The following is a 12,946-nucleotide window of genomic DNA, read 5'->3' as shown; positions in this document are numbered from 1 at the left end:
GCATTGCCGGGTATGTGCCCAAACCGTAGTTGTGGACGCGATCCCCGAGGAGAGATCGCGTCCGGGAGGACTGGTTACATGTTGTAGGCGCGCTCGGTGTGGTCGGTGATGTCGAGACCTTCACGCTCGCTCTCGACATTGGCGCGGAGGCCAACGATCACATCGACGACCTTGTAGAGGATCGCCGAACCGACGCCCGACCACACCAGCGTGGTGCAGACGGCTTCGATCTGGGAGATCATCTGCGCCGCGAAGTCGTAATCGGCAACCTTGGGCGGGATCGCGGTGTAGTCGATGATGCCCGCGCCACCGAGAGCCGGATTGACCAGGATGCCGGTGCCGAGGGCGCCGATGATGCCGCCGATGCAGTGCACGCCGAACACGTCGAGCGAGTCATCATAGCCGAGCGCGTTCTTCACCACGGTGCAGAAGAACAGGCAGACCACGCCGACCACGAGGCCGAGGACGATCGCACCCATCACGCCGGAGAAGCCGGCGGCAGGCGTGACGGCCACGAGACCCGCGACAGCGCCGGAGATGATGCCGAGCACCGACGGATGACCCTTCACGATCCACTCCGCGAACATCCACGACAGCGCGGCGGCTGCGGTGGCGACGAAGGAGTTGGTCATGGCGAGGGCTGCGCCGCCGTTGGCCTCCAGGTTGGAGCCGGCGTTGAAGCCGAACCAGCCAACCCAGAGCAGCGAGGCACCGATCATCGACATGGTCAGCGAGTGCGGAGCCATCAGCTCCTTGCCGTAGCCGGTGCGCTTGCCGATCAGAAGCGCGCCGACGAGACCTGCGATGCCGGCGTTGATGTGCACCACGGTGCCGCCAGCGAAGTCGATCGCGCCCTTCTTGAAGATCCAGCCGGCGTCGGCGTTGATCTCGTCGAGCTTGGCCTGAGCCGCAGTCTTCGCTGCGCCATCAGCCGCGGCAGCGAGAGCCTTGGCTGCATCCTGGATCGCGTCCGGGCCGGGCCAGTACCAGACCATGTGCGCGATCGGGAAGTAGATCAGCGTGACCCAGAGCGGGATGAACAGGGCGATCGCCGAGAACTTCATGCGCTCGGCGAAGGCGCCGACGATGAGGGCGGGCGTGATCGCCGCGAACGTCATCTGGAAGCACACATAGACGAGCTCCGAGATGTTGGCGTCTACCGAGAAGGTCGCGGCCTTCGAGTCGGTGGTGACGCCCATCATGAAGGCCTTGGAGAAGCCGCCGATGAAGTCGGAGCCGCCGGTGAAGGCGAGGCTGTAGCCGTACACGGCCCAGATCACGGTGACGATGCAGACGGTGTAGAACACCTGCATCAGGACCGAGAGCATGTTCTTGGAACGAACGAGGCCGCCGTAGAACAGCGCGAGACCCGGGATCGTCATCAACAGCACGAGCACTGTCGATGTCAGCATCCAGGCGTTATCCCCCTTGTTGACCGTTGGCTCGGCATAGGCTGCGGTCGCAGCGAACAGGCCGACTGCGAGAGCCGCCAATCCCGCGCCATAGGGACGCTTAAACGTCATTTCATTTACTCCTGATTGAATTTTGGTTGAGCGCGAAATCAAAGGGCCGCGGCGTCGGCCTCGCCGGTGCGGATGCGGACCGCATGGTCGAGGTTGATGACGAAGATCTTGCCGTCGCCGATCTGTCCGGTTTTCGCAGCCGAGGTGATGGCGTCGATGGTCTTGTCGACCTGCTCGGAGGCGACAGCGACTTCGATCTTGATCTTGGGCAGGAAGCTCACGGCATATTCGGCGCCGCGGTAGATTTCCGTATGGCCTTTCTGGCGGCCATATCCCTTGACTTCCGTCACCGTGAGACCGTGAACGCCAATGGCGGTCAGGGCGTCACGGACTTCTTCCAGCTTGAATGGCTTGATAATCGCCATAACAATTTTCATGGGTCCTATCCCCGCTTGGGCCCGGTCCGGACGTGGCCGGGCGTTTCTCGACTGGTTCGCCACGAGGGAGAAGTTCACTACGCGGGCACAGCCGGGACCGTTAGAATCAAATGCCGTGCCAGATCGGGCGGCTTGCCTAACGGACTATGAAAGCGGGGCTTTTCGCGTTTGGCGGGCATTGCGGTGCAGTGCGCCATTACGTCGCGCTCAATCCCTGGTCAGGCCTGATCAAAAAGCAGGCATGACAGGCTGTCGACACATTTGCTGCTCACGCGTCGGGCAGCTGAGAGGTAACTGACTACAGAAGATGCTGGCGGAAGGGCGTCGCCATGCTGTGAAATATCGAAGCGGCTCGCGGCATGCTCACGGGATACGCGCAACCGACCTGGACCGTCAGGCCGGCTCGCGCTCCGCAAAGACCCGGTCGATCAATCCCCATTCGACCCCCTGCTGCGCGGTCATGAAGTGGTCGCGGTCCAGGGTCCGTTCCACCTCCGCCTCGGAGCGCCCGCAATGCTGCGCGTAGAGCCGGGTGATGCGCCGCTTGGTTTCCTGCATTTCGTTGGCATGGATCAGGATGTCGGACGCCTGGCCCTGGAAGCCGCCGAGCGGCTGGTGCACGTGAAGGCTCGCATTGGGCAGCGCGGCGCGGTGACCGGGCTCGCCGGCCATCAGCAGGAACGACCCCATCGAGCGCGCAGTGCCCATGCACAGCGTATGAACCGGCGCCTTGACGAACTGCATGGTGTCGTACATGGCGAGGCCACTGGTGACCACGCCGCCATAGGAGTTGATGTAGAGATTGATCGGCCTGTTCGGATTCTCCGCCTCCAGGAACAGCAGCTGCGCGCAGACCAGTCCCGACATCGCATCATTGACCTCGCCGTTGAGGAAGATGATGCGCTCGCGCAGGAGCCGCGAATAGATGTCGAAGGATCGTTCGCCGCGGGCGGATTGTTCGACAACCATAGGGACGAGCTGAAGCATGTCGCGCATCGGCGACCTCCATGTCTGCAGGTGATGAAGTCTTTTGTTGTTAGGCCGCCGCGCGCATCAGGCAGCAATTGCTGTTGGCCGGCTGCGGCAGCGTTACATCGCAGGCCTGCTGAATGATGCGGAAGCGGGTGCCGCCGTCTTCGTTCGGCTCGATCCTGAAGATGACGTGGCTCTCGCGAAACGGCGGCTCTGAATCACGAAGCCGATAGCGCACCTCTTCGCCTGCGATCGTTGATTCCGGCTCGGCGCCCGCAAGGTCGCAATCCGGCAGCCAGCGCTCGCGCAAGGCCGGAATGGTCACGGCGCGCCAGACCTTTGCCGGCGGTGCTTCGAAGTCATATTCGAGCACAAGTTCTGCGTCGGAGGGATCAGGCTTTGCTGCGTCGCTCATTGATCCATATCCTTCAAGAGATCGGCGAGTGTTTCCATGCGCTTCGGCCAGTAGGCGCGGTAGCGCGCTAGCCATGCCCCGATGGCGACAATTCCGTCCGGGTCGACTGCGTAATTCACAAAGCGGCCCTGCCGCTGCTCGCGCACGAGGCCTGCCTCGCGCAGCACTGAAAGGTGCTGCGACATCGCCGGCTGGCTGATCTCCAGACCGTCGCGCAAAGCGCTGGCATTCAGGCTTCCGCCAGCGAGCTTCTCAAAGACTTTTCGGCGCGTCGGGTCGGCCAGCGCCTTGAAGATGTTGGCTTCGATCATGACCAAACATAAGCACTTACTTATGTGTTGCGCAAGCCCCGATTACTGAAGCGCCTCGCCGTGCTGCGAGATATCGAGGCCCTCGAGCTCGTGCTCGCGCGACACGCGCAGGGGCACCAACAGGCCGACCAGCTTGAGCAGGACAAAGCTCACGCCCGCCGACCAGACGAAGGTGACGGCGACGCCGTAAAGCTGGATCAGCAGCTGCTGCGGATGGCCCTCGAGCAGGCCGGCCGTGCCGCCGATCGCGCTGGTCGCGAACACGCCGGCGAGCAGCGTGCCGGTCAGTCCGCCGATGCCGTGGACGCCGAACACGTCGAGCGAATCGTCGTAGTCGAAGCGGTGCTTCAGCCAGGTGCAGGCCCAGTAGCAGATTCCGCCCGCGGCGATGCCGATGACGATGCCGTGCCACGGCGCGACGAAGCCGGAAGCCGGCGTGATGGTGCCGAGGCCTGCCACCGCGCCCGAGATCATGCCGAGCACGGAGGGCTTGCGCCGCGACGACCATTCGATCGCGCCCCAGGTCAGCGCGCCGGAGCAGGCCGCCAGATGCGTCGCGATGATCGCCATCACCGCGCGCGAATTGGCAGCACCGGCCGAGCCGCCGTTGAAGCCGAACCAGCCGACCCACAGCAGGCCGGTGCCCATCACCGCGAGCGAGAGATCGAACGGTGACAGATTTTCGGTGCCATAGCCGTAACGCCGCCCCATCACCTTGGCCGCCACGAGGCCGCCGGTGCCGGCCGACAGATGCACGACGAGGCCGCCGGCGAAATCCAGCACGCCCATGCTGTTGAGGAAGCCGCCGCCCCACACCCAATGTGCCAGTGGAATGTAGACGAAGATGAACCAGGCGACCGAGAACAGCAGATAGGCGGAGAAACGCATCCGGTCGGCGACCGAGCCCGCCACCAGCGCCACCGTGATGATGGCGAACGTCATCTGGTACAGCATGAACAGCGCTTCCGGGATCGTCTTCGCTGCCGGGTTGACGCTGTCCATGGTCATGCCGGCGAGGAACCAGCGGTCGAGTGAACCGATCCACGGCCCGCCGCCGACGAAGCACAGCGAATAGCCGAACGCGACCCAGAGAATGGAGATGATCGTCACCGCGGCAAGGCTTTGCGCCATGGTCGCGAGCACGTTCTTCTTGCGCACCATGCCGGAATAGAACAGCGCAAGCCCTGGGATCGTCATCATCAGCACCAGCGCGGTGGCGACGATCATCCAGGCAGTGTCGGCGGTGTTGATCTCGGAGCCTGCGGCGTGCGCCGGCGACGCCATGACCAAAGCAAATCCGATCGGCGCAGCCATAGCAGCTGCGCGGCGTAACAATCCCGCCATGTCATTCCCCCCGGGCATCAATTGACGTCGCACGCTGTGGCATCGTTGCCCGGTGCGATCGAACAAGGCTGTATCAGAGCGTTTTCGAGCGAAGTGGATACCGGTTCGCGTGAAGAAAACGCGTCAAGACAAGAAGTTTAGAGCGCGTCGCTGTCGGTCTCGCCGGTGCGGATGCGCAGCGCGTGGTCGATCGGTGTGACGAAAATCTTGCCGTCGCCGATCTGCCCGGTGCGGGCGGTCGCGGTGATCACGGCGACCGCCTTGTCCGCGACGTCGGAGGCGACCGCGATCTCGATCCGCAGCTTCGGCAGGAAGTTCACGACATATTCCGCGCCGCGATAGATCTCGGTGTGGCCCTTCTGACGGCCATAGCCCTTCACCTCGGTCACGGTCATGCCGTGGACGCCGATCGCCGTCAGGGCCTGACGGACCTCATCGAGCTTGAAAGGTTTGATGATCGCGACGACGAGTTTCATGATCAGGCCTGTTTCCCGGGATGCGCCGCGCCGTATGTCCCCGGCGCTGCGTCAATTTGGCATCTTTCCGGGCAAATGGCACAAAAAACTTGCAGGTTGAAGCGGAAAAACGTTCGGAGGTGTGAACGGCCGCCTCTGTACAGGGCAGCCGTTCATCCTTCACAATGCATTTTTGGCATGGATGTGGTGAACCCGCACCTGCCCAGCGGTACAAAAGTATTTTGGGGGGCGCGTCATGGCGAGTTGGTTCTACGCATCCGAAGGCAAGCAGCAGGGGCCCTACCCGGAGGGACAGTTCCGCGACCTCATTACCCAGGGCGTCGTGCGCGGCGACACGCTGGTGTGGTCCGAGGGCATGGCGGGCTGGCAGAAGGCGGCCGAAATTCCGGGATTGATTGGTGGCGGCGCGCCGCCGATCACTCCGGCCGGAGGGCCGCCGATGATGGGCGGCGGTGGCTATACCGGTGCGGGTAGCGCTGCCGGCGGATCGCTGTCGGTCGATTTCGGTATCCTCGACTTCACCTGGCGCACGCTGGTGATGCTGATCGGCTCGTGCTTCATCATCCCGATTCCGTGGCTGTTCGTCTGGTACACGCAATGGATCGTGTCCTGCGTGAGGGTCCCGGGCCGTCCGAACCTCTCCTTCACCGGCACTGCCATGGCGATCGTGCCGTGGTTCTTCGGCTTCATCGTTCTGGCGATTGTCGTCGGCTACACCGGCATCCAGATTTTGAGCACGGCACTCTACATCGCCCAGATCGTTCTCTACTGGATGCTGCTGAAATGGATGGTCGCGAACATCGCCTCCAACGGGCAGCCGGTCGGCCTGAGCTTCACCGGTTCGGTGCTGGGCTATATCGGCTGGAACCTGCTGTTCGCGATCTCCATCATCACCATCATTGGATGGGCCTGGGTCGCCGCAGCCCAGCTGCGTTGGGTCTATCGCAACATCCAGGGCACGCGGCGCGAGATCATCTTCAGGGGCAGCGGGCTCGGGATTCTCTGGCGCGGGATCGTGGCGGCGATCCTGTGCGGCTTCATCATCCCGATCCCGTGGGTCTATCGCTGGATCATGAACTGGTTCGCATCCCAGACCGAGCTCGCGCCGCGCGGGTCGCTCTAGCGATCAGCTCCTCCGCTCGCGCACCGAGCCTTCCTGCGCGACGGAGGCGACCAGCGTGCCGTCGGGCTTGAAGATCGAGCCGCGGGTCAAGCCGCGGCCGCCTTGGGCGCTCGGCGAATCCTGCGCGTAGAGCAGCCATTCGTCGGCGCGGAACGGGCGGTGAAACCACATCGCGTGGTCGAGGCTCGCCGGCATCATGCGCTTGTCGAACAGCGTGCGGCCGTAGCGCGCCATGATGGCGTCGAGCAGCGAGAAGTCCGAGGCATAGGCGAGAGCGCACATGTGCAGCGCCGGATCGTCCGGCAGCGTCGCCGCCGTCCTGATCCAGACATGGATACGGCCGTCCTCTATCTTCTGGCCGAAATAACGGCCGAGCTCGACCGGGCGCAGCTCGATCGGGCGATCCGATTCGTAGTAGCGGCGGATGAAGTCCGGCATCTCGCGGAACATCGGCTGCTTCGCCACCTCCTCCGCCGTCAGCTTTTCCGGTGGCGGCACCTCGGGCATCTTCTCCTGGTGGTCGAACGCGGTCTCCTCCTCGGCATGGAATGACACCATGATCGAGAAGATCGCATTGCCATGCTGGATCGCGGTGACGCGGCGGGTCGAATAGCTCTTGCCGTCGCGCAGCCGCTCGACCTGGTAGATGATCGGGATCTGCGGATCGCCCGGCAGGATGAAATAGCAATGCAGCGAATGCGGCAGCCGGCCCTCGACGGTGCGGCAGGCCGCGACCATCGCCTGTCCGATCACCTGCCCGCCGAACACCCGCTGCCAGCTCGTCTTCGGGCTGTTGCCGCGGAACAAGTTCACCTCGAGCTGCTCGAGATCGAGGATCGAGATCAGGTCGATCAGGCCTTTGGACATCGGATTCAGCTTTCGCATCGTCAGTGCCGGCTCGCTGCTCCGGAATGACACAATGGGGCGTTCCGCCCTTGTTTCACCGCACTGTTTCGCCCACCTCAAGTCTGCTAGCAAGTCCAAGAATTGGCCGGGAATTTTTAGTATGTCACAGAGTAGCATAGTCATTGGCGGCGGCGCGTTTGCCGGCCTGGCGCTCGCGCTGGCGTTGCGCCAAGGGCTCGGATCCGAGATTCCCGTCATCGTCGCCGACCCCGCGCTCGCCACACGGCCGAGCCGCGATCCCCGCGCGACCGCCATCGTCGCGGCCTGCCGCCGGCTGTTCGAGGCGCTCGACGCCTGGGACGATGTCAAGGCTGAGGCCCAGCCGATCCTCGACATGGTCGTCACCGATTCCAAGCTCGAGGACGCCACGCGTCCGGCATTCCTGAATTTCGCCGGCGATGTCGCGCCCGGCGAGCCCTTTGCGCACATGGTCGAGAACCGCCGCCTGATCGATGCACTGGTTGTCCGCGCCGAAGCTGAAGGCATCGATCTTCGCGCGACGACCGTTGCGTCGTACGATACCAGCGCCGGCGGCATTGACGTCATGCTCGGCGATGGCAGCAGGATTGCCGCAAGCCTGTTGGTCGCGGCCGATGGTGCCAAGTCAAAGCTGCGCGAGCGCGCCGGCATCGCCACCCATGGCTGGGAATACGATCAATCCGGCATCGTCGTCACCGTCGGCCACGAGCGCGATCACGAAGGCCGCGCCGAAGAGCACTTTTTGCCCGCGGGTCCGTTTGCGATCCTGCCGTTGACCGGCAAGCGATCGTCGCTGGTGTGGACCGAGCGCCGCGCAGAGGCCGCGCGCATCATTGGCTTAAGCGAAGAAGAGTTTCACGGCGAGCTCGAGCAGCGCTTTGGTTTGCATCTCGGTGAGGTGAAGGCGCTCGACAAGCCGCGCGCGTTCCCGTTGTCCTATTTCGTGGCGCGCTCCTTCGTGGCCGAGCGCCTGGCGCTGGTCGGCGATTCCGCGCACGTCATTCATCCCATCGCCGGACAGGGCCTCAACATGGGGCTGAAGGATGTCGCCGCACTGGCCGAGGTCGTGGTCGATGCCGCGCGGCTCGGCATGGATCTCGGTGGCGCCGACGTGCTCGATCGCTACCAGCGGTGGCGCCGTTTCGACACCATGGCGATGGGCGTCGCCACCAACTCGCTCAACTTCCTGTTCTCGAACAAGTCGACATTGCTGCGCTCGTTGCGCGACATCGGCCTTGGCATCGTCGACCGCACCCCGCCGCTGAAAAATCTCTTCATCCGCCAGGCGGCGGGCTTGACGGGCGAGATACCGAAGTTGCTGAAGGGCGAGGCGCTGTGAGCTACTCGCCATTCCCTGTTCGCTATCCTCAATCGATCTTGCGCGCCTCTTCCGGCAGCATGATCGGGATGCCGTCGCGGATCGGGTAAGCGAGCCTGGCGCTGCGCGAGATCAGCTCCTGCTTGGCGGAATCGAATTCCAGCGGGCCCTTGGTCAGCGGGCAGACAAGGATCTCCAGCAGTTTTGGATCGACGCTAGGTTCGGGGCGTTCGGTGGGCGCGTTCATCAGGATCTCCGGCGATCGGTTGCATGTAGCATAGAAAATCGCCTCCGCCCATTGCGGCGGCCGGAGCGTTCAGGCGGAAATCATCTTCTGGATCTCGTCGAGCAGGCCCTGGAGCCGCGCGGGCGGCACCGGCGGGCCCGACAGCGCGAAGCCGAGGAAGGTCCAGTACAGGATCTGCGCTCGTCCTTGCGCGGTTGCCGCGGAGAATCCGCGTCGTTGCAGCAGCGCCTCGATATAGTCGAGCCTGCGGCGGTCGATGGCGCGGACGGCCGCTTGCGCCGCCGGATCGAACGCCGCCCAGTTCCGCACCGCGCGCTCCAGATCGAGCCGGGCGCCAAACGTCCTGCGCAGCAGCGCCGTCAGTGGCTCGTCGCTGTCGGCCTCGACACCGGCGATGATCTCTTCGGCCGCGATCTCGCGCCAGCGTTTCAGCACGGCCGCATGGAACGCGCCGAGATCGGCAAAATGCCAGTAAAAACTGCCGCGGGAGACGCCGATGGCCTTTGCCAACGGACCGGCCTTCAGCGCGGTGAAGCCGCTTTTGGTGAGCGCCTTGAGGCCCTCCTTGATCCAGTCGTCGGCGCAGAGCTGGTCGGTCATGTCAGGTTCCGAAATTCTGACCATACACTAGTGTATTGACAGGTGTCGCGCCAGCGCCTATCTCACCGTACACAGATGTATGGAGGCCCCGATGCGTGATCTCTTGCTCCAGTGCGCCGGAATCCTCGCCATATTGGTGGCCCTCATCCACGGCATCCTCGGCGAGACCAAGGTCTTTCCCCGCGCCACGATCGAGCCACCGCGGCTCCGCACCCTGATCCGCCTGGTCTGGCAGGCCTCGACGGTCGCGTGGATCGGCTGCGGCATGCTCCTGATCGCGACGCCGTGGATGGAGTCCGCGCCGGCGCGCCGCTGGATCGTCATCACCATGGTCTGCGTGTTCGGCTTCTCTGCCTGCGCCAACGCATGGGCGACACGCGGCCGGCACTTTGGCTGGATGGCGCTGAGTGTGGTCGTGGTGATGGCGGTGGCCGGCTACTGACGCCGGAACGGCCGGTCACGCATTCGAGCGGAGCGGTGTCATGGAAGATCGTGTTCGGCTGACCATCGTGGACGGCGTGGCCCATGTCCGGCTCAATCGCCCGGACAAGATGAATGCTCTCGATCCCGCGATGTTCGAGGCGCTCATCGCGGCCGGAGCGCAGTTCGGTGCGCGCGGGGAGGTCCGCGCCGTCATTCTCTCCGGCGAAGGGCGGGCGTTCTGCGCGGGCCTCGATCTGGACCGGCTTCTGGCGACGACGAAAGGCGATTCGCTGATCCCGTCAGCCGACCTGACACAGCGAAGCCACGGCATCGCAAACTATGCGCAGCATCTCGTCTGGCTCTGGCGCGAGTTGCCAGTGCCGGTGATTGCCGCGGTCCATGGCGTCGCCTTCGGCGGTGGGTTCCAGCTCGCGCTCGGCGCGGACCTTCGTTATCTGGCGCCGGCGACACGGCTCGCCGTCATCGAGGCCAAATGGGGACTGGTGCCCGACATGGCCGGCACGCAGTTGATGCGCCACCTCGCCCGCGAAGATGTCGTGCGCGAGCTGACCTATACCGGCCGCGTGTTTTCGGCTGACGAAGCGCTGGCCTATGGTTTTGCGACAGGGCTTGCCGACGATCCGCTGGCCGCCGCATTGACAGTCGCGCACGAGATCGCAAGCCGCAGCCCCGATGCCGTGCGTGCTGCCAAGCGGCTCCTCAATCTCGCCGCGACCTCGGACGTCGCCACAGGCCTCGCCGCCGAGACCGCCGAGCAGGCCGCGCTGCTCGGCACCCCCAATCATGTCGAGGCCGTCAGCAGCAATCTTGAGAACCGCGCACCACGATGGAGGTGAAGCATGGCGTTGACACTCGTCACCGGCGGCACGGGCCATCTCGGCAGGGAGATCGTCGATCGCCTCATTCGCGATGGACATCGCGTCCGATTGTTTGCGAGATCACCGGAGGCCCGCTCGGACGTCGAATGGACCAGGGGCGATCTTGCCACGGGCGCCGGCTTGCGGGACGCGTTGCGTGACGTCGACACCGTCATCAATGCGGCGACCTATTCGCCGATCGCGCGGCGAGGCGGTATTCGGCCGGTCGATTTCTTCAGTTCCCCTTCCGCCGTGGATGTCGAGGGAACGGAGCGATTGCTGTCGCTTTGCCAGGAGCAATCCGTGCGGCACTTCCTGCATGTGTCGATCGTCGGGCTCGACGAGGCCACGTTGCCCTATGCACGGGTCAAGCTCGCCGGCGAGCAGCTGGTTCGCGCTTCCGCACTGTCGTGGTCCGTCGTTCGCGCGATGCCGTTCTATTATCTGCTCGACAAGATGCTTGCGGGCCTCGCCTGGCTTCCACTGTGGCCGATGCCGACGACGCCCTTCAATCCCGTCGATGCCTCCGATGTTGCCGATCACGTGGTAGCATGCGCCTTCGACGGGGCGCGCGGCGAGCGCGCGGAGATTGGCGGTCCCGAAGATCTCAGCGTCGCCGCGCTGGCCGGCCAGTATCGGGATGCGCGAGGCCTGCATCGAAAAATCCTGCCGATACCCATGTCCGAGACAAGAGCGCGTCGCATGGGCTTTGTCGTCAGTCAGGGCGTGCGCGGGCGCCTCGCCTGGGCAGACTGGCTGCGACGCCAGTATCCCGGCGCGCGCCATGCGGCCTAGCGAACTTCGCCACGTTCGCGGACGAATCCGAGCCGTGAGGCGTAAGGCCGCAGCGAGCGGCCAAATAAGCGTTGCGCGCGGAGCGCGCTGACGTTTTGACGACGGTTAGAATATCTCTAACGCTGGGCCGATCCGAACCCGGTTGACTTCATCCTATGCTTTGTTTCCTTCGGGCGCGCTTCGCGCACACGACAGAGGAGGAGACATTCGTGAGAGTCATTCGTGTTCTTGCCATTGCACTGACGGTGGGGATCGGCATGGGGTCGGCGGCGATGGCCGACGGTTTCAAGAACTGCACCAAGCTCGACAAGGCATCGTGGAAGCCGGCTGGCGATGCCGAAGCCAAGGCCAAGGCGGCCGGCTACGAGGTGCGGCGTTCCAAGATCGAAGGCTCGTGCTATGAGGTCTATGGCGTCAAGGAAGGCAAGCTCTACGAGCTGTTCTACAGCCCGGAAGATCTCAGCCTGAAGCACACGATTGCCAAGTGATCTGCGCCAAGTGATCTGATGCCAAGTGAACTGATGCCAAGTGATCCGCGTTAAGTGAACGGCGCAAGGTGAACCGAGGCTTATGAACGAAGCGGTACCCGAAGCGAGCGGGGCGTCCAACAGGACCCCCGCGGACAAGGCCACTTCGCGGACGGTCGAGGTCTGGGACCTTCCGCTGCGCCTCTGGCACTGGGCCCTCGCGGTCAGCGTTCTGGTCGCGTGGTTCACGCCAACCGTCTATGACGGGCTTCACCGCATCGTCGGCTATGGCGTGATCGGGCTGTTGGCCTTCCGTCTGGTCTGGGGATTCTGGGGAAGCCGCTATTCGCGCTTTCGCGTGATCGGTGTCAGGCTCCGCGCGGCGCCCTTCTATCTCTGGAATCTGCGACGCGGCATCACCGGCCGCTATATCGGGCTCAATCCTGCCGGCACCTTGATGTTGGTCGCGCTGCTGCTGTCGCTCGCAGTCTCGGCAATCACGGGCGCGATGTCGGTGACCGTCACCTTCTTCGGCGTCTGGTGGATCGAGGACACCCACGCTTATGCGTCGGACGCCGTCATGGTCCTTGTCGTGCTGCACGTCGCCGGCGCAGCGCTGATGGGAATGCTCCAACGCGAGAATCTGATTCGCGCGATGATCACGGGACGAAAACGCATCCGCCATCATCCCTGAGCGGGATGTGTTGTCCTGGACGGAAGGATTGCACCGCCGTTATCCCGCAGCGCATATAAGCCACGTAGTTCCACGGGAGCTGAACCCCTCACCCGCAC

Annotated in this window: 17 protein-coding genes; 7 read left to right on the top strand and 10 right to left on the bottom strand. The window is 64.0% G+C overall.

Annotated features, from left to right (window positions below; translation table 11 throughout):
* Positions 1 to 74: 74 nt before the first annotated feature.
* From ABID58_RS01010 to ABID58_RS00980, 7 genes are all read right to left on the bottom strand, one after another.
* Positions 75 to 1,523: an ammonium transporter gene (locus tag ABID58_RS01010; protein WP_148752768.1), complete on the bottom strand. Its 1,449-nt coding sequence runs from the start codon at positions 1,521 to 1,523 to the stop codon at positions 75 to 77.
* Positions 1,524 to 1,561: 38 nt separating this feature from the next.
* Positions 1,562 to 1,900, bottom strand: a complete 339-nt coding sequence (locus ABID58_RS01005; RefSeq protein ID WP_027535364.1) for a P-II family nitrogen regulator — start codon at positions 1,898 to 1,900, stop codon at positions 1,562 to 1,564.
* A gap of 393 nt (positions 1,901 to 2,293) precedes the next feature.
* Positions 2,294 to 2,896 carry an ATP-dependent Clp protease proteolytic subunit gene (locus ABID58_RS01000; protein ID WP_148752769.1) on the bottom strand — a complete coding sequence of 201 codons (603 nt, stop codon included), beginning with the start codon at positions 2,894 to 2,896 and terminating at the stop codon, positions 2,294 to 2,296.
* 40 nt (positions 2,897 to 2,936) lie between these two features.
* Positions 2,937 to 3,287 (bottom strand): SRPBCC family protein, encoded by a 351-nt coding sequence (locus ABID58_RS00995; protein WP_354031207.1) that lies wholly within the window; start codon positions 3,285 to 3,287, stop codon positions 2,937 to 2,939.
* Complete coding sequence (locus tag ABID58_RS00990; RefSeq protein WP_354031206.1) at positions 3,284 to 3,598, bottom strand: ArsR/SmtB family transcription factor; 315 nt, start codon at positions 3,596 to 3,598, stop codon at positions 3,284 to 3,286. Before ABID58_RS00990 ends, ABID58_RS00995 begins: the two co-directional genes overlap by 4 nt.
* A 42-nt stretch (positions 3,599 to 3,640) precedes the next feature.
* Entirely contained in the window at positions 3,641 to 4,942 is a 1,302-nt protein-coding gene (locus ABID58_RS00985; protein ID WP_354031205.1) for an ammonium transporter, read from the bottom strand.
* Between the two features lie 137 nt (positions 4,943 to 5,079).
* Entirely contained in the window at positions 5,080 to 5,418 is a 339-nt protein-coding gene (locus ABID58_RS00980; RefSeq protein WP_008142802.1) for a P-II family nitrogen regulator, read from the bottom strand.
* 235 nt (positions 5,419 to 5,653) lie between these two features.
* Between ABID58_RS00980 and ABID58_RS00975 the strand changes: the two genes are divergently transcribed.
* Positions 5,654 to 6,541 carry a DUF4339 domain-containing protein gene (locus ABID58_RS00975; protein WP_148752773.1) on the top strand — a complete coding sequence of 296 codons (888 nt, stop codon included), beginning with the start codon at positions 5,654 to 5,656 and terminating at the stop codon, positions 6,539 to 6,541.
* Between the two features lie 3 nt (positions 6,542 to 6,544).
* Here ABID58_RS00975 and tesB read toward each other — a convergent pair whose 3' ends face one another.
* Positions 6,545 to 7,408, bottom strand: a complete 864-nt coding sequence (gene tesB / locus ABID58_RS00970; RefSeq protein ID WP_148752836.1) for an acyl-CoA thioesterase II — start codon at positions 7,406 to 7,408, stop codon at positions 6,545 to 6,547.
* A gap of 139 nt (positions 7,409 to 7,547) precedes the next feature.
* Here tesB and ABID58_RS00965 point away from each other — a divergent pair, with 139 nt between their 5' ends.
* Positions 7,548 to 8,765 (top strand): ubiquinone biosynthesis hydroxylase, encoded by a 1,218-nt coding sequence (locus ABID58_RS00965; RefSeq protein WP_148752774.1) that lies wholly within the window; start codon positions 7,548 to 7,550, stop codon positions 8,763 to 8,765.
* 28 nt (positions 8,766 to 8,793) lie between these two features.
* Here ABID58_RS00965 and ABID58_RS00960 read toward each other — a convergent pair whose 3' ends face one another.
* The gene (locus ABID58_RS00960) at positions 8,794 to 8,991 is read right to left on the bottom strand and encodes a Trm112 family protein (RefSeq protein WP_148752775.1); all 198 of its coding nucleotides are present in this window, start codon (positions 8,989 to 8,991) and stop codon (positions 8,794 to 8,796) included.
* A 69-nt stretch (positions 8,992 to 9,060) separates the two neighbouring features.
* Positions 9,061 to 9,591, bottom strand: coding sequence for a TetR/AcrR family transcriptional regulator (locus tag ABID58_RS00955; RefSeq protein WP_354031204.1), 531 nt, complete (start codon positions 9,589 to 9,591; stop codon positions 9,061 to 9,063).
* Positions 9,592 to 9,682: 91 nt separating this feature from the next.
* Here ABID58_RS00955 and ABID58_RS00950 point away from each other — a divergent pair, with 91 nt between their 5' ends.
* The 5 genes from ABID58_RS00950 (at position 9,683) to ABID58_RS00930 (ending at position 12,848) form a co-directional block, all read left to right on the top strand.
* On the top strand, positions 9,683 to 10,033 hold the full coding sequence (locus tag ABID58_RS00950; protein ID WP_354031203.1) for a hypothetical protein: 351 nt from the start codon (positions 9,683 to 9,685) through the stop codon (positions 10,031 to 10,033).
* A gap of 40 nt (positions 10,034 to 10,073) precedes the next feature.
* Positions 10,074 to 10,871 carry a crotonase/enoyl-CoA hydratase family protein gene (locus ABID58_RS00945; protein WP_354031202.1) on the top strand — a complete coding sequence of 266 codons (798 nt, stop codon included), beginning with the start codon at positions 10,074 to 10,076 and terminating at the stop codon, positions 10,869 to 10,871.
* 3 nt (positions 10,872 to 10,874) lie between these two features.
* Positions 10,875 to 11,687, top strand: coding sequence for an SDR family oxidoreductase (locus ABID58_RS00940; protein WP_148752779.1), 813 nt, complete (start codon positions 10,875 to 10,877; stop codon positions 11,685 to 11,687).
* Positions 11,688 to 11,896: 209 nt separating this feature from the next.
* The gene (locus ABID58_RS00935) at positions 11,897 to 12,175 is read left to right on the top strand and encodes a PepSY domain-containing protein (protein WP_187435015.1); all 279 of its coding nucleotides are present in this window, start codon (positions 11,897 to 11,899) and stop codon (positions 12,173 to 12,175) included.
* A gap of 82 nt (positions 12,176 to 12,257) precedes the next feature.
* Positions 12,258 to 12,848 (top strand): cytochrome b/b6 domain-containing protein, encoded by a 591-nt coding sequence (locus tag ABID58_RS00930; protein WP_148752781.1) that lies wholly within the window; start codon positions 12,258 to 12,260, stop codon positions 12,846 to 12,848.
* Positions 12,849 to 12,946: the final 98 nt, after the last annotated feature.

Source organism: Bradyrhizobium sp. S3.2.6 (genome assembly GCF_040546885.1).
GTDB classification, from domain to species: Bacteria; Pseudomonadota; Alphaproteobacteria; order Rhizobiales; family Xanthobacteraceae; genus Bradyrhizobium; species Bradyrhizobium cytisi.
The sequence above is the reverse complement of the archived record's forward strand: the minus strand, read 5'-3'. Positions and strand labels throughout refer to the sequence as shown.